Here is a 20,280-nt window from a genome sequence, read left to right as displayed (position 1 = left end):
CATATAGTGACGGCCAATTGAGCACCAAAACGAGCACCGAATCGAGCACCAGACGTCGCTTCTCGTTCAGGGACCGACCGAGTTACCGACTCCAGGAACCGACTGAGTTACCGAGTTCAGAACCGACCGAGGACACCAGCCGATGACCGCGCCCAGCCCCCCTCGCTCACCAGGCGAACGCCCCGCCCTGCGCTCAGTTCTTCCCTTTCCCCTGGTGACCGCCGTGTTCGCCGCGACCGCCGCCGGGGCCGCGGTCGCCCTGGCGCCGCAGTCCGTACGGCTGCCCGTCGCGGGCGGCGCGGGCGGGGCCGCGCTGCTGCTCACGGTCGCCGTCGCGGTCGCCGTGCACGCGCGCGTGTCGGTACGGCTGCTGCGCGCCCGGCTGGACGCCGTCGCCCGGGACACGGGGATGCTGCTCCAGGAACGCGCCCGGACGGCCGAGGAGTTCGCCCAGGAACGGGGGCGGCTGACGGAGGAGTTCGTCCAGGAACGGGCGCGCGTCGCCGCCGAGTTCGCGCGGGAACGGTCACGGCTGACCACGGAGTCCGAACGGGAACGCGAACGGCTGTCCGGCGAACGGGACCGTACGGCGGAGGAGAGCGCCCAGGAACGGGCCATGCTCACCGAACGCGCCAAACAGGCCGAGACCGAGCGCGCCGCCCTCCTCGCCGTCACCGCGAACGTGGCCGGCCGTATGCAGGCCCTCGCCACCGGCACCCTCGCCGATCTGCGGGCCATGGAGGAACGTCACGCCGACGAGGACGTCCTCGCCGACCTCCTCCACCTCGACCACCGCACCGCCCAGGCGGGCCGCCTCGCCGACTCCGTCGCCGTCCTCGCGGGCGCGCGCTCGGGCCGCCGCTGGGCGCGGCCGATCCCCATGGAGTCGATCCTGCGCGGCGCGATGGGCCGTATCGGCGCCTACCGCCGGGTCCGGCTGCACTCCTCCAGCGGGGCCGCCGTCGCCGGCCACGCCGCCGAGGGCGTCATGCACGCGCTCGCCGAACTCCTCGACAACGCGGCCAACTTCTCGCCACCGACCGCCGAAGTCCATGTGTATGTCGAGGAGGTCCCGGCCGGCGCGATCATCTCCGTCGAGGACTCCGGGCTCGTCATGGGCGACGTCCAGCTCCGGCGCGCCGAACGCGCCGTCTCGGGCGAGACGGCCGACCTCACGAGCCTGTCCGGCACCCGCCTCGGCCTCGCCGTCGTCGGCCGCCTCGCCCGCAAGCACGGCCTGCGGATCTCCTTCCGGCCGTCCGCGCGCGGCGGCACGGGCGTACTGATGCTCATCCCCCAGGACGTCCTGGCGAGCACGATCCCCACGACGACGTCTCCCACCACGGCGTCTCCCACGACGACACCCTCTTCGGCGTCGGCTTCCGCGTCCGCATCCGCGTCCGCATCCGCGTCCGCATCCGCGTCCGCTCCCGCGCAGTCGCCGCCGTACGCGGGCGTACGCGCCCCGCGCGACCTGGACACCGAGCCGACGCCGACCCACGAGTTCCCGACGGAGGCGCCTGCCGCCCCCGTCGCCGACCCGGTGGCCGACGCCTTGATCGACTCCCTGCAAGGGTTCGGTTCCCCCTACGGTTCCTCCTCCGGTTCGTCGTCCGGTTCGTCGTCCGGTTCGTGGTCCACCTCGTCGTCCACCCCTTCGTTCAACTCGTCGTTCACCTCGTCGTTCAGCTCCGAATTCGGTTCCGGGAGCGCCGAGTACGGTCACGGCTCGGGCTTCGCCCCCGAGCCCGGCGCCGCCCCCGGCTCTGCGACCCCCGCCGACGAGCCGCCCACGTCCACCGGCTCCCTCCCCCGGCGCCGTCGCGGCCAGTCCCTCGCCGACGCGGAGGCCCGTACCCGGGCGGGCGCCGCCGACGCCGCCGCCCGGACCGAGCGGCCCTCCCGGCCCGCCGAGGACGCCAGCACCGGCGCCGTTCGCTTCAGCAGCTTCCGCCGCGCGGTGCGTGGCTCGGGCGGCCTGGACCAGGCGTTCGTCCAGGGGACGGCCGCGGGAGACGAGAGCTCGACGGGGATGCCGACGGCACCGACGACACCGGGGGCGTCCACCGCCTTGGACCGGTACGCCGCCCCGGCCGACCGACCGACCCCGGCCGGGCCTCCCCTACCGGAGGCCGCCCTCGAACCCGTACGGGATGCCGCCCCGCCCGCGGAGGCCGTAGGGCAGCCGGAGTTGGAGCCGGTACGGGAGCCCGAGTGGGGTGCCGTAGGGGGATCGGCGTGGCAGCCCGGCCCCGAACCCGTATGGGAGGCGCAGTGGGACTCCGGCGCCGTGCGGGAGCCCGAACCCACGTGGGAGCCGACCGAACAGGCCGCGGCCGAGCAGGCGGCAGCCCAACAAGCCGCGGCCGAGCAGGCGGCGGCAGCCCAGCAGGCGGCGGCCGAGCAGGCGGCACTCCAGCAGGCGGTGTGGGAAGCGGACGCCGGCAGAGAGCTTCCGTGGGCGCCCGAACCCGTACGCGAGGCGAGGTGGGAGCTGGATCCCGTACGGGAGCCGGCCTGGGAACCCGTACGGGACACCCGCCCCGACCCGGACGACGGCACCTCTCCCGCCGTCTTCCCCTCCTACCCGGCGCCGGGCCAGTACCCGGATCCGGAGCCCGACCCGGCCGGCGAGCGGCCCCCCGCCCCGGACCCGCGCACGCACCCCCACCTGGAAGGCGACCACACCCCATGACCGGCACCGGTATCGGCACCACCGCCGACGACAGGCTCACCTGGCTCATGGAAGGGCTGCTGGAACGCACTCCGGGCGCCCGGCACGCGCTCGTCCTCTCCCGGGACGGCCTGCGGCTGTGCCGTACGCCCGAGCTCTCCGTCGACCGCGCCGACCAGCTCTCCGCGATCGCCGCCGGCATCCAGTCGCTGTCCCACGGGGCGTCCCTGGAGTTCGGGGACGGCAGCGGGGGCGTGCGCTCGGCGATGGCGGAGTTCTACGGCGGGGTCCTGTTCATCGTGGAGGCGGGCGAGGGCGCGCATCTGGCCGTGGTGACGGACGAGGAGGCGGACGCCGGACTCGTCGGACACAACATGAGCGAGCTGGTCGAACAGCTCGGCGAACACCTGAGCGCGAAACCGCGCCACCCCACGGGCACGGCGACAAGCCCGGCGAACGGCACGGCGACGAGCCCGGCGAACGGCACGACCACAGGCCCCGCGACCGGTACGACCACGGCTACGACGACGACCGCGGCTACGGCTCTGGCGCCCCGTACGTCATGAGCCGGCCCGGCAGGGACGACCTGCCCGACCGGCTGTACACGCTCACCGGGGGGCGCAGCAGGTCCGCGCCCGGGACGCCGTTCGACCTGGTGACCCTGGTGGTCGCGGAGAGCCAGCCGGTGCCGGGCATGCAGTCGGAGCATGTGGCGATCCTGCGGCTGACGGAGCGGCCGACGGCGGTGGTGGAGATCGCCGCCGAGCTGCGGCTGCCGGTGAGCATCACGAAGGTGCTGCTCTCCGACCTCCTCACGGCGGGCCGGGTCAGTGCCCGGCATCCGAACCAGGCCACGCTGGTCGATCTGGACATTCTGGAGCAGGTGTTAGTTGGACTTCGCAATCTCTGAGAACGGCGACGGCCACGCGGTCGCCATGCCCGCGCGGGCGACCGCGCCCATGCCGGAGCCCGCGCCCGCGCCCATCCCGGAGCCAGCGCCCGCGCCCGCCCCCATGCCCGTACCCCTCTTCGGTGCGCGCTTCCGGGGCGAACCGGCGGCCCTGTACCAGGAGTTGCGGCGGGAGCACGGCGAGGTGGTGCCCGTGCTGCTCGACGGGGGCGTACCGGCGTGGCTGGTGCTCGGCTATCGCGAGCTGCACCAGGTGACGAGCGACCCGGAGCTGTTCAGCCGGGACTCCGGGCTGTGGAACCAGTGGCCGAGCATCCCGGCCGACTGGCCGCTGCTCCCGGTGATCAGCCCGGAGCAGCCGTCGGTCCTCGGCACGGTCGGCGAACGGCACCGGCAGCGCGCCGCGCTGATCGGGGAGGCGCTGGAGGCGGTCGACCCCCTCGAACTGCGCGGCCACGCCGAGCGGTTCGCCGACGAACTGATCGACGCGGTGTGCGGGGTGGGGTCGGCGGACCTGGTGGCGCAGTACGCGGCACCGCTGCCCGTCCGGGTCCTCGCGTACCTCTTCGGTTTCCGGGAGGAGCACGGTCCCGGGCTGGTCGCGGCGCTGAACGACATCCTCGACGGCCAGGACCGGGCGATGGCGGCGGAGGGGTATCTGCGGACGGCGATGGCCCGGCTGGTGGCGGAGCGGCGGCAGCAGCCCGGGGACGATGTGGTGTCCCGGCTCCTCGCGAACGCGCGGGCGTACGAGGTGACGGTCGAGGAGGTCACCCACGATGTGATGGTGATGCTGGCGGTGGGGCACCAGCCGACCGCCGACTGGATCGGCAACTCCCTCCGTCTGATGCTGACGGACGAGCGGTTCGCGGCGTCGCTGTTCGGGGGGCGCAGCAGTGTGGCCGAGGCGATGAACGAGGTGCTGTGGGAGGACGCGCCCATCCAGAACGCGGCCGGTCGGTGGGCCACGCGGGACACCCGCCTCGGTGGGCGGGTCCTCCGTGCGGGTGACCTGGTGCTGCTCGGGCTCCAGGGGGCCAACTCCGATCCCCGCGTCCGTACGCAGGGGGCCGGGCTCACCGGGGGCAACAACGCGCACTTCTCGTTCGGGCACGGCGACCACCGTTGTCCCTTTCCCGCCCAGGAAACCGCCGAGGTCATCGCCCGAACAGGTATCGAGGTCGTCCTCGACCGCCTTCCCGACCTGGACCTCGCGGTCCCGACCTCGTCCCTGACCCGCCGGGCGTCGCCATGGCTGCGGGGGTTGGTGGAGCTGCCGGTGCGCTTCACACCGGGGCCGGCCCGTGGCGCTTGAACCAGGCCCTTTTGTCGCCCCCGCCGCCCCTACCCGTCCCATCCCCCAGGGGCTGCGCCCCTTCGACCCCCTTCGCGGCAGACGGTTCGGGGTGGGTGGGCAAGCGCGCGCCCGGTGGGGCTTCTCGCGCAGTTCCCCGCGCCCCTGAAGATCCAGGCCCCTGCGGGCCTGAAAGACCACGGCCAGCGGGCTTGGAAGGCAACGTGCCGACGACCTGAAAGCCGACGATGCCCCGGGTTGCAAGGCACCAGTGCCGCGGCCTGAAGGGCGACAGGGCTGCGGATTGAAAGGCGCCGGGGTTGCGGGTTGGAAGTCGACAGGGCTGCCGGTTGGAAGTCGCCCGGGCTGCGGGTTGCAAGTCGCCCGGGCTGCGGGTTGAAAAGCATGGGGCGCAGCCCCTGTTTTTCAGGGGCGCGGGGAACTGCGCGAGAAGCCCCACGCACCCGCAGTCGCCCTCCCACCCGAACCCCCGAGCTATTAGGCACCCCGCACCCGCACCCCGTCACCCCGCACCCCAACACCCCGTCTCACCCGACGGACGACGTTTCACCCACGTTTCCCGAAGCCGATAGGCTCGCGCCCGTGGCTGATATCCAGATCCCCGCTGACATCAAGCCCGCCGACGGACGTTTCGGCGCGGGCCCCTCCAAGGTGCGGACGGAGGCGCTGGACGCCCTGGCCGCCACCGGCACCTCCCTGCTCGGCACCTCCCACCGCCAGGCCCCGGTGAAGAACCTGGTCGGCCAGGTCCGTGAGGGGATCCGCGAGCTGTTCTCCCTCCCCGAGGGCTACGAGGTCGTCCTCGGCAACGGCGGCTCGACGGCCTTCTGGGACATCGCGACCCACGGCCTGATCGAGAACAAGAGCCAGCACCTGACCTTCGGCGAGTTCAGCTCGAAGTTCGCCAAGGCCGCGAAGCTCGCCCCCTGGCTCGCCGAGCCCACGGTCGTCTCCTCCGACCCCGGCACGCACCCGGAGCCGTCCGCCGAGGCGGGCGTCGACGTCTACGCCTTCACCCACAACGAGACGTCCACCGGTGTCGCCGCCCCGCTGAACCGCGTGGCCGGCGCCGACGAGGGCGCCCTCGTCCTCGTGGACGCCACCTCCGGCGCCGGCGGCCTCCCCGTCGACATCGCCGAGACCGACGTCTACTACTTCGCCCCGCAGAAGTCCTTCGCCTCCGACGGCGGCCTCTGGATCGGTGTCTTCTCACCGGCCGCCATCGAGCGCGCCGAGCGGATCCACGCCTCCGGCCGCCACATCCCGGAGTTCTTCAGCCTCCCCACGGCGATCGACAACTCCCGCAAGAACCAGACGTACAACACCCCGGCCCTCGCGACCCTCTTCCTGCTCAACCAGCAGCTGGAGTGGATCAACGGCCAGGGCGGTCTGAGCTGGTCCACGGCCCGCACGAAGGACTCCTCGACCCGGCTGTACACGTGGGCGGAGGAGAGCAAGTACGCGAGCCCCTTCGTCACCGACCCGGCCAAGCGGTCCCAGGTCATCGGCACGATCGACTTCTCCGACGAGATCGACGCCGCCGCCGTCGCCAAGGTCCTGCGCGCCAACGGCATCGTCGACACCGAGCCCTACCGCAAGCTCGGCCGCAACCAGCTCCGCGTCGCCATGTTCCCGGCGATCGACCCGGCGGACGTCGAGGCCCTCACCAAGTGCGTCGACCACGTGATCGAGAAGCTCTGAGTTTCACGTCGTCCCGCTGACCGCCGTCGGCGGGACGGACCTGCCGAACGAGGCGCGTCCCGGGTCACCCAGGTGACCCGGCCGGCCCCCTCAGGCCGCCACCGGCTCCGCCGCGAGGAACCCTTCCACCGCCTCCCCCGCGCGGCGGTCGAACTCGGCGTACTGTGCCTCGCGTTCGGCTCCCACGATCGCGTCGCCGACCAGCAGATTGCCCTCGGCGTCGATGCGCTGGGGGCGCTCCTCGGCGTCGGGGAGCAGGGCGACGGAGGAGTGGGCGAACCCGCAGTAGTAGGCGATGCCCTCGCTCAGGTTGGTCTCCAGCACGGCCCGCATTCCCTCCGTGCCGGGGTCGTCGGAGGTGACACCGGCCAGGCCCAGCCACAGCATGCGCTTGCCCGCCAGGCGAGGCTTGCTGCGTCCGTAGGCGAATCCGTAGTTCCACACGCGATCGATCCAGCCCTTGAGTAGGGCGGGCACGCTCTGCCAGTACACGGGGAACACGGCGACGACGACATCGGCGTCGAGAACGCGCCGCATATGGGCCCGGACTTCGTCCGAGTACGGCTTCTCCCGGTCACCCCAGTCGGGCTGGTCCGCCACGTTCATCCGCGGGTCGAATCCCTCGGCGTGCAGGTCGAGCAGGTCGACGACGTATCCGGCGGTCTCGAGTCGCGCGACGGTACGGCGGGCGGTGTGCGCGGTGAGGGAATCGGTGCGGTGGTGCGCGACGACCACAAGGGCGGTCCTGGCTGCGTTGTCGAGCTGCGACATGGTCTCTCCTGACTGGTCCCGGTCGGTTCTGCCGGTCGGTTCTTCCGGTCGGTTCTGCCGGTCCAGTACACCCGTGATCGATTGGATGATCCATGGGAGAAAAGCTCCGACACATAGGAGTTCGTCTACGCTGGCATCCGTGGATCCCTTGAGTTCTCTGCTCAGTGGCATCCGGGCCGAGGGCTCGGTCGTCACTCACACCGTGCTCGAAGCGCCCTGGACCATCCGCTTCGCCGACGGCGCCCCGCTCGTCATGGTGAGCGTGCTGCGTGGCGGCGGCACCCTGCTGCTGCCCGACGGCACCGAACGGGCGGTCGGCGTCGGCGACACGGCCATCGTGCGCGGCCCCGACCCGTTCCACCTCGCGGATCGGTCGGCCTCCGGCAACCGCCCCCATGTCGAGTACGAGATCGCCTGCTTCACACAGGACGCCGCATGCACCGCCCAGGACCTCGGCGGCATCCGCTGGGGCAACGATCCGGACGGAGCGACCGCACTGATCGTGGGCGCCTACCGCGCGTCGGGCCATCGCCAGCAACGACTGCTGCGCGCCCTGCCACCCGTCCTGGTGATCAACGAGGACGCCGAGGTCTGCGCACAGCTGGAGACGGCCGCCGTCGACGCCGCCGGGCGCTCGGCCGGCTCGCAGGCGCTGATGGACCGGCTCCTGGACTGGGCCCTGGTGTGCACGCTGCGCACCTGGTTCGAGCAGGCCGGCTCGGACGCCCCCGACTGGTATCGCGGCCTGGCCGAACCGATCCTCGGCCCCGCCCTCCAGGCCTTCCACGCCCGGCCCTCCCGGACGTGGACGGTAGCGGCGCTCGCCGCCGAATCCGGCGTCTCCCGGGCGCTGTTCGCCAAACGCTTCACCGAGGTGATGGGCCGCCCGCCGCTGACCTACCTCACCGAATGCCGCATGGACGAGGCCGAGGCACTCCTGGCCGACACCGACTTCGCCATCGCTCAGATCGCCAAGTCCGTCGGCTACGCCGATGCCTTCGGCTTCAGCGCCGCTTTCAAACGCCATCGGGGCCTGAGCCCCAGCGTCTTCCGCGCCGCGGCGTCCTGACGCCGCTACGACGCCGAAGGGCGCCCGGCAGCAAGTGCCGGGCGCCCTTCTCATCGCCGTACGAATCGCCGTACGAGGTGTTACTCAGGCAGGCATGCTCAGCCGCGGAAGCCGAGGATCCCGTGCAGGGTGTCGCCGCCCGTCACGGCCGGTCCCTGGGTCGAGCTCAGCGTCGACTGGGCCGAACCCTCTTGCGCGGCCGCCGGCTTCGGGTCGGGCAGCTTCTTGCAGGTGGCGTCGACGGTGCCCTTGCCGCGCGGCACCTTGCCGTTGGTGAGGTAGGTGGCCAGGTACTTGTCGAGGCAGCTGTTGCCGCTCAGCGAGATGCCGTGGTTGCCGCCGCCCTGCTCGACGACCAGGCTGGAGTTCTTGAGCAGCTTGTGGACGGTGACGCCGCCCTGGTACGGGGTGGCCGCGTCGTCCGTCGCCTGGAACAGCAGCACCGGGGGCAGCTTGGAGTTGGCGACGTTCACCGGCTTCAGCGACTTGGTCGGCCAGAAGGCGCACGGCGCATTGTACCAGGCGTTGTTCCAGGCCATGAACGGCGCCTTCTTGTAGACCGCCCAGTTGTCCTTGGTCCACTTCTTCCAGTCGCGCGGCCAGGCGGCGTCACGGCACTGCACCGAGGTGTAGACGCTGTAGCCGTTGTCACCGGAGGAGTCGACGGCGGCGAAGTTCTGGTACGCCTCGACCAGCGGGTCGGCGTTCTTGTCGCCCACGTAGGCGGCGAACGCCTCGGCGAGGAAGGGCCAGTAGCCGTTGTAGTAGCCGCCGGGGAGGAAGGTGTCCTCCAGCTCGGAGGCGCCCACCTTCACCGAGCCGCCGACCGGCTTCTTGGCGAGGGCGGCGCGCATGGCGTACCACTTCGCCTCGATCTTCTTCGCGTCGGTGCCGAGCTTGTAGGTGGCGTTGTTCTTGGCCACCCACTTCATGAACGCCTTGTGCCGCTTGTCGAAGGCGTAGTCCTGGTCGAGGTTGTCCTCGTACCAGACGCCGGTCGGGTCGACGATCGAGTCCAGCACCAGACGCCGTACGCGCTCAGGGTACAGCTTGGCGTAGACCGCGCCGAGGTAGGTGCCGTACGAGTAACCGAAGTAGTTGATCTTCTTCGCGCCGAGGGCCTTGCGGATCGAGTCCAGGTCCTTCACGGCGCTGATCGTGTTGATGTGCGGCAGGACGTCCTTGTACTTCTTGCCGCAGGCATCGGCGAAGGACTTGGCGCGCGAGATGTTGGCCTTCTCGATCGCGGCCGTGCTGGGCACCGAGTCCGGGCGCACCGGGTTGAAGTAGCCCGGCTTGCAGTTCAGGGCGGGCTGGCTCTTGCCCACGCCGCGCGGGTCGAAGCCGATGACGTCGTACTGGGCGGCGACCTTCTTGGGCAGCGAGGCCGCGACGAATCCGGCCAGCGTGAGACCGCTGCCGCCGGGGCCGCCCGGGTTGACCAGGAGCGGGCCCTGGTACGTCTTCGAGGTGTGCGGCACGCGGGACAGCGCCAGCGTGATCTTCTTCCCGCCCGGCTTCGCATAGTCGAGCGGCACCTTCACCGACGCGCACTGCAGCGTCGGGTAGTTGTCCGTGGCGCACTTCTTCCAGGCGACCTTCGCGACGGCGGCCTGCACGGTGTTCGCGGCGGGCGACCCGCTCGCGTGGGCGGGAACGGCGATGACCGTCCCCGCCAGAACAACACCTGCGCCGCACAGCACGGCTGCGCTTCTTCTCATGGAGTTCTCTCGCAACGGTGAGGGGGGTTCAGGACCGCGAGGTACGCGGCCTGTGCCGCATGGTTCCGGAAGAGCACGCCACACAAGAACACATTCGACCAAGACTTGACCGAATTGAGTCATTGCTTATTCTCAAACCCCGCACAGAAAGGGGCAGTCGTACCAATCCGGACCATGCTCTCCCACCTGTGCCGTTCCCGTCCCCTTCTGTACGTAGGGACTTCAGTGATTTCCCCGATGGATTCCGCGCCGCGCGTTGCGATGGTGGTGGCGCCGCCGGCCATAGAGGGCCGGTGCGCTCAGGGGAGAGAACGTGGATCTGGCGCGGACAGGCAAAGGCGTTCGCGCGGCGAGCTGGGGTACAGGTGTGGTGCTCGCCCTCTGCTCACTGGCCGGATGCGGCAACGGTGACGAGAAGGCGTCCGCCGCGGGTGTGGGCAAGAGCACCCCGACGGCGACCGCCGAAGCGACGAAGGGGCCGGGCGACTACCGTCCGCCGACCGACCTCCGCTCGGCACTCGACTTCGGCCCGCCGGCCGACGCCATCGCTCCCAACGACGGGCCCCCGAAGGGCAAGCGGACCGGCGCCGATCCGGCGACGGGCAGCGGCGCCGCCTGCCTGCAGCCCTTCGGGAAGACCGGGTCGACGGCGCAGGGCCGTACCGTCGTCTACTGCACCGCGTGGAAGAACGTGACCACCGCGGTCAAGCACTACGAGTACATGGAGCGCTCGGTGTCGAAGGCGGCCCAGGGCCCGGTGGCGCAGGTGCCGGATCTCGGCGACGGGGCCTTCCGCCAGGAGAGCGTCGAGGAGGCCGCGGTGTTCCCCAGCGACCTCCGGCTGGTGGTCCGGGACAGCAACCTGGAGTGCGAGGTCCAGGTGCAGAGCAAGACCCTCCTCACGGATCAACAGGTCATCGCGGCCTGGCCGTCCATGGGGGGGGAGATCGTCCAGGCACTGCTGCCCGAGCTGCGTTCCTGACCGGCGGCGGAGCGGACGGCCAGGCCGTGCGCCCGCGTTCGACGGGGATGCCCAGCAGCCCCCGGGCACCCCCACCTCCTGCCGCACCACTCCCGTGGACGCACCACTGATGTGGACGCACCACTCACGTGGCCGCGCAGGTCACACTCGGCGCACCCCCGCCCCCAGGCGCACCCCCGAAGCCGAAGCTCGCCGAACCGCCCGCGGCGACCGCCCCGTTGTGCGCCGCGTTGGTCGCGGTCACCGTCGCCCCGCTCTGGGTGTGGGACGCGTTCCACATGTTCGTCACCCGCTGGGAGCCGGGCCAGGTCCAGGTCACCTTCCAGGAGCTGATCGCGGTGGTGCCGGTGTTGGTGACCTTGACCTCGGCGTTGAAGCCGCCGCCCCAGTCGTTGGTCACCGTGTACGTGGCGGCACAGGCGGCGGTGCCCGGACCGCCGGGGTCGCCCGGATCACCGGGGTCGCCGCCTCCGCCGCCCGGGAAGCCCGGGGCCTTGATGCTCGCCAGATAGCCGTCCTTGACGGTGTCGACGGTCTGCCAGTCGTCCTTCAGGATGCCGCCGGTGTCACCGGAGTTGGGGTTCCAGGACCAGAAGGTCCAGTGGAAGGAGTCGTTGCCGTGGGCGGAGGTCGAGCGCAGATAGGTGACCAGGGCCGCCAGCCACCGCTGGTCCACGGTCGACTGGAGCGTCGTACCGAACTCGCCGACCCACACCGGCGCGATGTTCTGCTTGAAGATGTAGCCCCAGTACCTGTCCCAGATTCCGGGCATGTTGGCGGGGAAGGACGGATCGCTGAACCAGCTCTGCTGGGCGACGCTCGTGGCGTAGTCGTGGGCCGAGTACACCACCCGGTTCGCGACATCCAGCTGTACGGGGTACTGGGCGACGCCCATCAGGTTGCCGCCCCACCAGCCGGAGACGCCGTTGTACGTCTGGACGCCCTCGACGAGGATCAGCAGCTCGGGGTTGACGGACAGGACCGCGTTGCCGGCACGCTGGGCGGCCAGACGCCAGTCCCGGGCCGTGTCGCCGCAGCCCCAGCAGGCGGGGTCGTGGGGCTCGTTGTGGAGGTCGATGCCGACGACCGTCGAGTTGCCCTTGTAGCGGGTGGCCAGCGCCTTCAGGTTGGTGATCCATGTCGTCTCGGGGACGGCCGAGGTGTACCAGAGCGCCGACTGCCCCGCCGCGTCCGGGCGGTGGCGGTCGAGGATGATCTTCAGGCCGCTCTGACCGGCGTACGCGACGATCCTGTCCAGGACCTGGAGCGAGGTCAGGCCCCGCAGGTCGGCGTTCTTGCCGTCGGAGTGGTTGACGCTGTCGGGCATGGTGCCGGGCTTGAGGATGTCGTCGCTGTAGGGCATCCGGATGGTGTTGTAGCCCAGCGACTTCATCTGGTCGATCATGCTCTTGTAGTCACGGGCCCAGAGGCCGTGGGTGACGTGGTTGGCGGTCTCGAAGCCGAACCAGTTGATGCCGGCGATACGGACCGACTGGCCGGACGCGTCCAGGATCTGACGCCCGCTGGTGTGCCAGTAGCCGGCACCGGCCGCGGCGGCGCCGACCTCGGCCGCGCCCGCCTGAGGCGCGGTGGCCGCCCGCGCGCCACCGGTCAGGGGCAGCGCCAGCACGGCGGCGGCCGCGCACAGGGCGCCCAGGGTTCTCCGTAAGCTGCGGAACATGTCGCTGCTTCCTCCTCGGGAGGCGCGGGCCCGGAACCGGGTGGGAGCGCTCCCACCACCCGCACCACCCATGGAAGACAGGTCACATGAACACGTCAAGGCGTCCGGCATCACCTGATACACCGGACGCCCCGACACATCCCGTCACCGACGCGCCTCACCCGCACACATCACCGACGCACGTCACCGGCGCACAGCACCAGCACACGTCACCGACGCGTCACCGGCTCAGCCTCTGGAACCTCCGCACCGCCAGCGGCAGGAAGATCAGCGTCAGTACCGCCGGCCACACCCCGGCCATCAGCACCGCGTTCTGCTCGATCCAGGAGTCACCGCCCACCGGCGTCCCGAACAGCTCGCGGGTCGCCGCGGCCGTGGAGGAGACCGGGTTCCAGGCGGCGATCCAGCCCAGCCAGTCGGGCATGAGCTGCGGGGCGACGTAGATGCTGGAGATCATGGTGAGCGGGAAGGCGACCGCGAAGAGACCGCCCGCCGCCTCCGGGTTGGGGACCAGGAGGCCCAGCCAGACACCGATCCAGATCAGCGCGAAGCGGAGCCAGAGCAGCAGGCCGAACGCGGCCAGGAAGCCGAGGCCCGCGTCCGGGCGCCAGCCCATCGCGAAGGCCGTCAGCATCATGATGGCCAACTCGGCGCAGGCGGCGAGAAGATCGGTCACCCCCCGCCCCGCGACCACCGCCGACGGCGCCATCGGCATGGAGCGGAAGCGGTCGATGACGCCCTTGGTGGAGTCGTAGACCACCAGCGTCGCCGTGTTGATGAAGCCGAAGGCCATCGTCATCACGAACATGCCCGGCATCAGGAAGTCCCCGTAGTCCCCGCCGCCGGGCACCTTCACGGCACTGCCGAAGACATAGCCGTACAACAGCACGGACAGGATGGGAAAGCCCAGCTGCCAGGCGATGTTGATCGGCTGGCGCTGGTAGTGGGTGAGGCCGCGGCGGACGACGTTCCAGACGTCGGCGAGCAGCCAGTACGTACGGCCGCGCGCGCTCTGCACCTCCAGGTCGACGGCGCGCGAATCCACGGTGCTCGCACTCATACGGCGACCCCCTTCTTCTCCGTCTTGGTCTCGGCCTTGGTCTTGGTCCTGGTGTCGATCCCGGTCTTGGTGTCGATCCCGTCGGCCTTCTCCGTGCGGTGGCCCGTCAGACGCAGGAACACATCGTCCAGGCTCGGCCGGCGCAGGCCGATGTCCTCGACCCGTACGCCCTCGTCCTGGAGGGTGCGGGCCACCTCGGTGAGGGCCGAGACGCGGTCGGTCACGGGCGCGTGGACGCGCAACTCCGTGTCGTCCGACTCCGGTTCGCCGTCCGAGACGCGGGCGACGACCTTCACCGCGCGCGGGATGTCGGCGCGCTCGGCGACGACGACCTCGATACGGTCGCCGCCGACCGCGCTCTTCAGCCCGTCCGGGGTGTCGTCGGCGATGGCCCGCCCCTGGTCGATGACGGTGATGTGCGAGGCGAGCCTGTCGGCCTCCTCCAGATACTGCGTGGTGAGCAGCACGGTGGTGCCGCCCGCCACCAACGCCCGTACGGATTCCCAGACTTCGCCCCGGCTGCGCGGGTCGAGACCGGTCGTCGGCTCGTCCAGGAAGAGGACGGCCGGGGCGAGGATCATCGAGGCGGCGAGGTCGAGCCGGCGCCGCATACCGCCGCTGTACTTGCCGACACCCTTGTCGGCGGCGTCGCTGAGGTCGAACTGGTCGAGCAGCTCGACGGCGCGCGCCTTCGCCCGCTTCCCGCCCAGATGGAACAGCCGCCCGAACATCTCCAGGTTCTGACGGCCCGTCAACACCTCGTCCACAGCGGCGTACTGACCGGTGAGACCGATCCTGGCCCGCACCTCGCGCGGGTGCGCCGCCACATCGAGCCCGGCCACCGTCGCCCGGCCACCGTCCAGACGCACCAGCGTGGAGAGGATGCGTACGGCGGTGGTCTTGCCCGCGCCGTTCGGGCCGAGCAGGCCGTGCACCGTGCCCTCGCGGACGGTGAGGTCGAAGCCGTCGAGCGCGCGCTTCTCCCCGTACCGCTTCTCCAGCCCCTCCGCCCGCACCGCGTATCCGTCGCCGCCTCCGGCGCCGTTTCCGTCGCTCATGGGTCCCCCTTCCGACTACAACTGAGTACACCGTACCCGATTTCGCGTACGACGTACCCAGTTTTTCCGCGAGGACCTAAACTCGGGTGCATGACAAGGGGCAAGGGCCAGAGCGGTACGGACGAGGACGCGAGCGGCGGTCGTACCGGTGGAAGGGGCGAGGGCGGGCGCGACGGCAGGGGCGTCGGCGCCGTCGGCGGCGGTACGGAGTCCAGCGGCAGCGGTGACATCGTCCGCACGCTCCATCTGCTGTGGGACACCGGCCCGCGCCCCAGTCGCGGCCCCAAGCCCGGACTCACGCTGGACCGGGTCGTGGAGGCGGCCGTCCGGGTCGCCGACGCGGAGGGGCTGCACGCCCTCTCGATGCGCCGGGTCGCCACCGAACTGGGCACCGGCACCATGTCCCTGTACCGCTACATCCCCGGCAAGGCCGAACTGCTGGACCTGATGCTCGACCACGTCCAGCGGCCCTCCGAGAACCCCGCCGACCTGGGCGACGGCGGCTGGCGGTCCGCCCTGGAGGCCATGGGCCGCGCGACCCTGGCCCTCTACCGCCGCCACCCCTGGCTGCTCCAGGTCAACCAGTCCCGCCCGGTCCTCGGCCCGAGCGCCCTGGACGGCATGGAGAAGGTCCTCTCCCGTATCAAGTCCATGGGGCTGACCGACCCGGAGCTGATCTCCGTGATCATCGCCGTGGACGGCTATGTCGTCGGCGCCGTCCGTACCCAGCTCTACCAGCAGGAGGCGGAGCACCTGTCCGGCCTCACCGACGCGGAGTTCTGGCAGGTCCAGGCGCCGGTCCTCACCGAGCTCATGTCCTCCGGCCGTTACCCCCTGCTCGCCGGCCTCTCGGACGACGCCTTCGGCACGGACTTCGACCACTTCGAGTTCGGCTTGCAGCGCCTCCTGGACGGGCTGGAGGTGTTCGTCGCACGGCGGGGCGGCGGGGCGGCGGGATGACACCGGGCACCGTTCCCGGTGCCCGGGCGCCTGGTGCCGGGCGGCTCAGGACGACGGCCGGCGCAGCAGCCTCTTGAAGCCCCATACGACGACGACCGCCCCGGCGACGGCGAGGGCGCCGACCTTGAAGGTGGAACTGGTGCCGTCGCCGTCCGCGCCGGTGGTGCCGGAGCCATTGCCGTCGCCGTCGGAGGACGAGGAACCCGAGCCGCCGCTCCCGGAGCCGCCGCCGGGCACGTCCCGCGCGACGACCGAGCTGCCCGACCCCTCACTGCCGTACATGATCTTCGAGCCGTCGTTCTCGAAGGTCACCGACTCCCCCTGCCGCTGCAGGGGCACGCTCAGCCGCTCGGCCTTCTTGATCTTGCCGCCGTTCCAGTCGTAGAGGATGCCGCCGAAGTACGCGCGCAAGGCGAGCCGCTTGCCGTCCGGTGAGAACGCGCCGTCGGTGACCTCCAGATCGGGCACGGCGGCGACCTTCTTGAACACGTTCGTGCCGGAGGCGGACAACTCGGCCGGTCCCTCGTACAGCGACCCGCCCGCCTCGTTCTTGTCCGCGATGTAGACCCGCCCGGTCTTCGGATGCACCATCAGCGCCTCCGCGTCCCGTGCCCCGTCCTCGTACTTCACGACGTACTGCGTGGCCTTGACCGTCTGGTCCTTCAGCTCCTTCGGCTCCGGCAGCTCGTAGATCCAGACGTACGCCCAGGTGCCGCCGAGGTTGTCGCCGATGTCGCCGACGTAGAGCTTGTCGCCCGGGCCCATGGAGATGGCCTCCACGTCCCGCGGGGTGCCGACGCCCGTCAGGGTGACCGTGGCGACCGTCTCGCCGGTCTCGCTGTCGACGGCGTACAGGAACGCCCCGTCGTCGCTGTCGTTGTGGGTCCAGTAGACCCCCGGGTGCTGACGCGACGCGGCGAGACCGCTCGACTCGGTGATCCGCGGGTCCTTCATCGTGAACCCGTCGTCATCGGCGACCGCGGGCGCGGCCGGGAGGGCGGCGAGCAGAACCGCGGCGAGACCGGCGAAGCCGGCGCGGAGCCGGTGGCGGGGGGAGGGGAGGGGGCGACGGCGCATGGGCCAAGCCTGCCATCTCGCTCCGCTGGGTGGGGTGGGGAGCGCCGTGGGTGGGCTGCGTGTGGTCGGGTGCGGGTCCGGTGGGGCTTCACGCGCAGTTCCCCGCGCCCCTGAAAAGCCGGGGCTGCGCCCCGTGCTTTTCAACCCGCAGCCCCGTCGCTTTTCAACCCGCAGCCCCGTCGCTTTCAGGCCGGCGGGGCCGTGGTCTTTCAGGCCCGCAGGGGCCTGAATCTTTAGGGGCGCGGGGAACTGCGCGAGAAGCCCCACCGGAGCCGCGCCCGCCAACCGACCCGAACCCCCGAGCTCTTGGGCGCCGCGTGGCAAGGTTCACAGGGCCGGGTGGGGCGACCGGGGCCTACCAGCCGGTAGGCATCGTTCATGATGAGCGCATGCTCAGGTTCATGCCCGTAGGCGACTCCATGACGATCGGAAGCGCCGGCGAACACACATGGCGCTTCCGCCTCTGGCAACACCTGCGCACCACCCACCACGGCTCCTTCAAGATCGTCGGCCCACGAGAGACGCTCTACGACAAGGCCCTGGACACCCCGACGTCGTACGAGTACGCCGACACCGACCCCCGTTTCCCCCGCGCCCACCTCGCCGGCTGGGGCGAGGGCTGGCTCCACATGGCCCCCCTGATCGCCGACGCGGTCCGCGTCCACCGGGCCGACATCCTCCTCGTCTCCCTCGGCCTCATCGACCTCGGCTTCTACACCAACGCCGAGCAGACCGCCGAGAACACCCGCCGTTTCGTCGAGGCCGCCCGCGAGGCGAACCCGCACATCCGCATGGTCCTCCTCCCCGTCACCCCGAACGTCCGCGCCGAGTCCGACGCCTCCTTCGCCGCCCAGGTCGCCCGCTTCAACGAACTCCTCGCCAAGACGGCCGCCGACCTCGACGAACCCCGCTCCCCGCTCCTCCTGGCGTCCCCGCCCCTCTCGTACGACATCCACTGGGACACCTACGACGGCACCCACCCCAACGCCTCCGGCGAACACAAGATCGCGGCGACCTTCGCCAACGCGATGCACGAGGCGTGGGCGCTCGGAGGCCCGTACGAACAGGCGTAGCCGCCGCACCCGTTCCGCCCGTCGTGTCCTCGTCACCGTGCGTATCGTTGTACTGCGCGGCCGTCTTCGATCGAGGGGCGGCCGGGGAGGAACGCCACGATGACCGTCCTTGAAGACAGGATCGCGATGGCCGAGAGCGACAACACGCGCCAGCTCGACGAGATGTTCGAGCGGCTCGAGAAGATGCCCGTCCCCGAGGGATACAAGGTAGAGATCGTCGAGGGGACCGTCTACATGTCGCCGCAGCGGGACATTCACTGGCAAACCATTCGCACGATCCTCTGGGCGCTGGAGGATCGCTTCGGACGGGACGCGACGGTGTTCTCGGACGTCCGCATCGACTTCCCCGGCCGTCTGAACGGCTACTGCCCGGACGTGGCAAAGCTGTGCGACGACGCCGAGAAGAACACCGAGGGCCGCTGGCGCCACCAGGACATCGAGTTCATCGCCGAGGTCATCTCCACGGACACCGCCAAGAACGACTACGGCCCCAAGAAGACCGCGTACGCCCTCGCCGAGGTCCCCGTCTACCTGATCGCCGACCCCTACGTGGGAAAGTGCCGGCTGTTCACCCAGCCCAAGGACGGCGACTACGTCAGCGACCTGTCCGTCACCTACGGCGGCGACGTCGACATGACCTCCACCCACCTCGGCCTGATCCTTCCGACCGCCAAGTTCCCCCGAGGCTGACGGCGTCTCCCCCGCACTCCAGACTCGGGCGACCCGCGCTTGATCGGCCGCCCCCCACCCGCTTGGATGACCCGGTCGAACGGCACGCTGACGAACACGGGGCGGGGTGGGCATGGCGCGAGCCGGGCAGGACCGTGGGCTGGGGCGCGAGTTCCGGTGGCTGTGGGCGGCGTACACGGTCAGCGCGTTCGGTACGCGGCTGTCGTTCGACGCGTTCCCCCTGATCGCGGTGCTGGTCCTGGACGTCGGCCCGACGGAGGTCTCCGCGCTGGCGGCCACCGGTCTGGCGGTGGGCGCGGCGGTGGCCGTACCGCTCGGCCCCTGGGTGGAGTTCCGCCGCAAGCGCCCGGTGATGATCTCGATGGACCTGGTCCGCTGCGCGGCCCTGCTGACCGTCCCGGCGGCCTACGCCCTCGACCTGCTCACCTTCCCCCAGCTTCTCCTGGTGTCCGTGGTCGTCGCCGTCGCCGACATCACCTTCACCGCGGCGAGCGGTGCCTTCCTGAAGTCCCTGGTCCCGCCGGAGCACCTCGTGGCCGCCAACGGCCGCTTCGAGGCCACGACCTGGACCACGACCATGCTCGGCCCGCCCCTGGGCGGCGCCGCGATGGGCCTCTTCGGCCCGGTCGTCACCCTGCTGACCGACGCCGCCAGCTACCTGCTCTCGGCAGCGGGCGTCCGAGCGATCGGCCGTACCGGTGAGAAGGCCGAGAAGCCCCCCGCCGACCCGCCCGAGCCCCTCGCGGAGCCGACCGACCCCTTCCCCGACCCGCCCGAGCCCCTCACCGACCCGCCCGGACCCCTCACCAAGCCGGCGGCGCCGAGCGGCACCCCCCGTCTCCGCCCCGGCGACCTCCTCGACGGCTGGCGGTTCATCCTCGCCGACCCGGCCCTGCGCCCCCTCTTCCTGAACACCGTCCTGGTCAACGCCCTGATCATGGCGCCCGCGCCCGTGCTGCTGATCCTCATGGTCGGCCAACTCGGCTTCGCCCCCTGGCAGTACGGCCTCGCCTTCGCCGTGCCCTGCGCCGGCGGTCTGATCGGCTCCCGCCTCTCCCGTCGCCTGGTCGACCGGCACGGTCACCGCAGGGTCGTGTGGACCGCCGGAACACTGCGGGCGTGCTGGGGAGTGGGGCTGGCGTTCATCGGCCCCGGCCCGGCCGGTCTCGTCCTCGTCATGGCCGTCGAACTGGGCCTGATCGTCTGCATCAGCGTCTTCAACCCCGTGATGGCCACCCAACGCCTCACCCGGACCCCACCGGACCGCGTCGCCCGCACCCTCACCGCCTGGTCGGTCACCGGCAAACTCGTCACCGCCGCCATGACGGCCCTCTGGGGCGTCCTCGCCGCCCTCACCACCCCCCGCACCGCGATCGCCGTCGCGGGCCTCCTCCTCCTGGCGACCCCGCTGCTCCTGCTCCCCTACCGCCGCCGCCCGCAACGGGCCTCACCCCTCACGGACGACGACCAGGACCAGCGGGACCGGCAGAACCCCCAGCCCCTCCCGAAGAACTGACCCGAGCCCGGCCCGGCGGTCA

General features: G+C 71.1%; 16 protein-coding genes and 1 pseudogene. 11 read left to right on the top strand and 6 right to left on the bottom strand.

Annotated elements, in window-relative coordinates; translation table 11 throughout:
* Positions 1 to 142: 142 nt before the first annotated feature.
* The 5 genes and pseudogenes from ABT147_RS17985 (at position 143) to serC (ending at position 6,600) form a co-directional block, all read left to right on the top strand.
* Positions 143 to 2,695: a sensor histidine kinase gene (locus ABT147_RS17985; RefSeq protein ID WP_351406981.1), complete on the top strand. Its 2,553-nt coding sequence runs from the start codon at positions 143 to 145 to the stop codon at positions 2,693 to 2,695.
* Positions 2,692 to 3,099: pseudogene (locus ABT147_RS17980) on the top strand (roadblock/LC7 domain-containing protein); the annotation flags it as partial. The gene ABT147_RS17985 and the pseudogene ABT147_RS17980, both read left to right, overlap by 4 nt.
* A 137-nt stretch (positions 3,100 to 3,236) precedes the next feature.
* On the top strand, positions 3,237 to 3,584 hold the full coding sequence (locus ABT147_RS17975) for a DUF742 domain-containing protein (protein WP_351406977.1): 348 nt from the start codon (positions 3,237 to 3,239) through the stop codon (positions 3,582 to 3,584).
* A 49-nt stretch (positions 3,585 to 3,633) separates the two neighbouring features.
* Positions 3,634 to 4,899, top strand: coding sequence for a cytochrome P450 (locus ABT147_RS17970; RefSeq protein ID WP_351407124.1), 1,266 nt, complete (start codon positions 3,634 to 3,636; stop codon positions 4,897 to 4,899).
* 582 nt (positions 4,900 to 5,481) lie between these two features.
* Entirely contained in the window at positions 5,482 to 6,600 is a 1,119-nt protein-coding gene (gene serC / locus ABT147_RS17965; protein WP_351406975.1) for a phosphoserine transaminase, read from the top strand.
* A gap of 90 nt (positions 6,601 to 6,690) precedes the next feature.
* On the opposite strand, the gene ABT147_RS17960 is transcribed toward serC, so the two are convergent.
* Positions 6,691 to 7,371, bottom strand: coding sequence for an NAD(P)H oxidoreductase (locus tag ABT147_RS17960; RefSeq protein WP_351406973.1), 681 nt, complete (start codon positions 7,369 to 7,371; stop codon positions 6,691 to 6,693).
* A gap of 139 nt (positions 7,372 to 7,510) precedes the next feature.
* Between ABT147_RS17960 and ABT147_RS17955 the strand changes: the two genes are divergently transcribed.
* Complete coding sequence (locus ABT147_RS17955; RefSeq protein WP_502983103.1) at positions 7,511 to 8,440, top strand: AraC family transcriptional regulator; 930 nt, start codon at positions 7,511 to 7,513, stop codon at positions 8,438 to 8,440.
* A gap of 98 nt (positions 8,441 to 8,538) precedes the next feature.
* Here the strand turns inward: ABT147_RS17955 and ABT147_RS17950 are convergent, their stop codons facing one another.
* Positions 8,539 to 10,161 (bottom strand): alpha/beta hydrolase, encoded by a 1,623-nt coding sequence (locus tag ABT147_RS17950; RefSeq protein WP_351406971.1) that lies wholly within the window; start codon positions 10,159 to 10,161, stop codon positions 8,539 to 8,541.
* Between the two features lie 367 nt (positions 10,162 to 10,528).
* On the opposite strand from ABT147_RS17950, the gene ABT147_RS17945 reads away from it, so the two are divergent.
* Complete coding sequence (locus ABT147_RS17945) at positions 10,529 to 11,143, top strand: hypothetical protein (protein ID WP_351406969.1); 615 nt, start codon at positions 10,529 to 10,531, stop codon at positions 11,141 to 11,143.
* Positions 11,144 to 11,267: 124 nt separating this feature from the next.
* Here the strand turns inward: ABT147_RS17945 and ABT147_RS17940 are convergent, their stop codons facing one another.
* The 3 genes from ABT147_RS17940 to ABT147_RS17930 all read right to left on the bottom strand — a co-directional run bounded on the left by ABT147_RS17940 (position 11,268) and on the right by ABT147_RS17930 (position 14,942).
* On the bottom strand, positions 11,268 to 12,824 hold the full coding sequence (locus tag ABT147_RS17940) for a cellulase family glycosylhydrolase (protein WP_351406967.1): 1,557 nt from the start codon (positions 12,822 to 12,824) through the stop codon (positions 11,268 to 11,270).
* A gap of 220 nt (positions 12,825 to 13,044) precedes the next feature.
* Complete coding sequence (locus tag ABT147_RS17935; protein ID WP_351406965.1) at positions 13,045 to 13,884, bottom strand: ABC transporter permease; 840 nt, start codon at positions 13,882 to 13,884, stop codon at positions 13,045 to 13,047.
* Positions 13,881 to 14,942: an ATP-binding cassette domain-containing protein gene (locus ABT147_RS17930; protein WP_351406963.1), complete on the bottom strand. Its 1,062-nt coding sequence runs from the start codon at positions 14,940 to 14,942 to the stop codon at positions 13,881 to 13,883. Before ABT147_RS17930 ends, ABT147_RS17935 begins: the two co-directional genes overlap by 4 nt.
* A 90-nt stretch (positions 14,943 to 15,032) precedes the next feature.
* On the opposite strand from ABT147_RS17930, the gene ABT147_RS17925 reads away from it, so the two are divergent.
* Positions 15,033 to 15,902: a TetR/AcrR family transcriptional regulator gene (locus ABT147_RS17925; RefSeq protein WP_351406961.1), complete on the top strand. Its 870-nt coding sequence runs from the start codon at positions 15,033 to 15,035 to the stop codon at positions 15,900 to 15,902.
* 45 nt (positions 15,903 to 15,947) lie between these two features.
* Here the strand turns inward: ABT147_RS17925 and ABT147_RS17920 are convergent, their stop codons facing one another.
* Complete coding sequence (locus ABT147_RS17920) at positions 15,948 to 16,979, bottom strand: WD40 repeat domain-containing protein (RefSeq protein WP_351406959.1); 1,032 nt, start codon at positions 16,977 to 16,979, stop codon at positions 15,948 to 15,950.
* A gap of 389 nt (positions 16,980 to 17,368) precedes the next feature.
* Between ABT147_RS17920 and ABT147_RS17915 the strand changes: the two genes are divergently transcribed.
* From ABT147_RS17915 to ABT147_RS17905, 3 genes are all read left to right on the top strand, one after another.
* On the top strand, positions 17,369 to 18,052 hold the full coding sequence (locus ABT147_RS17915) for a GDSL-type esterase/lipase family protein (RefSeq protein ID WP_351406957.1): 684 nt from the start codon (positions 17,369 to 17,371) through the stop codon (positions 18,050 to 18,052).
* Positions 18,053 to 18,151: 99 nt separating this feature from the next.
* Positions 18,152 to 18,742, top strand: a complete 591-nt coding sequence (locus ABT147_RS17910; RefSeq protein WP_351406955.1) for a Uma2 family endonuclease — start codon at positions 18,152 to 18,154, stop codon at positions 18,740 to 18,742.
* A gap of 112 nt (positions 18,743 to 18,854) precedes the next feature.
* The gene (locus ABT147_RS17905) at positions 18,855 to 20,258 is read left to right on the top strand and encodes an MFS transporter (RefSeq protein ID WP_351406953.1); all 1,404 of its coding nucleotides are present in this window, start codon (positions 18,855 to 18,857) and stop codon (positions 20,256 to 20,258) included.
* Positions 20,259 to 20,280 lie beyond the last annotated feature (22 nt).

It is taken from the genome of Streptomyces sp. NPDC001868, from assembly GCF_040297125.1.
In the GTDB taxonomy this organism is placed as follows: Bacteria; Actinomycetota; Actinomycetes; order Streptomycetales; family Streptomycetaceae; genus Streptomyces.
This window is presented reverse-complemented; position numbering and strand designations above follow the sequence as displayed.

Bases quoted from the DNA above. Each gene is read 5' to 3' on its own strand.
- ABT147_RS17975 (WP_351406977.1), top strand. From the start codon at position 3,237: ATGAGCCGGCCCGGCAGGGACGACCTGCCCGACCGGCTGTACACGCTC.
- ABT147_RS17910 (WP_351406955.1), top strand. From the start codon at position 18,152: ATGACCGTCCTTGAAGACAGGATCGCGATGGCCGAGAGCGACAACACG.
- ABT147_RS17935 (WP_351406965.1), bottom strand. From the start codon at position 13,884: ATGAGTGCGAGCACCGTGGATTCGCGCGCCGTCGACCTGGAGGTGCAG.
- ABT147_RS17940 (WP_351406967.1), bottom strand. From the start codon at position 12,824: ATGTTCCGCAGCTTACGGAGAACCCTGGGCGCCCTGTGCGCGGCCGCC.
- ABT147_RS17925 (WP_351406961.1), top strand. From the start codon at position 15,033: ATGACAAGGGGCAAGGGCCAGAGCGGTACGGACGAGGACGCGAGCGGC.
- ABT147_RS17970 (WP_351407124.1), top strand. From the start codon at position 3,634: ATGCCGGAGCCCGCGCCCGCGCCCATCCCGGAGCCAGCGCCCGCGCCC.
- ABT147_RS17960 (WP_351406973.1), bottom strand. From the start codon at position 7,371: ATGTCGCAGCTCGACAACGCAGCCAGGACCGCCCTTGTGGTCGTCGCG.
- ABT147_RS17930 (WP_351406963.1), bottom strand. From the start codon at position 14,942: ATGAGCGACGGAAACGGCGCCGGAGGCGGCGACGGATACGCGGTGCGG.
- ABT147_RS17905 (WP_351406953.1), top strand. From the start codon at position 18,855: ATGGCGCGAGCCGGGCAGGACCGTGGGCTGGGGCGCGAGTTCCGGTGG.
- ABT147_RS17915 (WP_351406957.1), top strand. From the start codon at position 17,369: ATGCTCAGGTTCATGCCCGTAGGCGACTCCATGACGATCGGAAGCGCC.
- ABT147_RS17920 (WP_351406959.1), bottom strand. From the start codon at position 16,979: ATGCGCCGTCGCCCCCTCCCCTCCCCCCGCCACCGGCTCCGCGCCGGC.
- ABT147_RS17950 (WP_351406971.1), bottom strand. From the start codon at position 10,161: ATGAGAAGAAGCGCAGCCGTGCTGTGCGGCGCAGGTGTTGTTCTGGCG.
- ABT147_RS17985 (WP_351406981.1), top strand. From the start codon at position 143: ATGACCGCGCCCAGCCCCCCTCGCTCACCAGGCGAACGCCCCGCCCTG.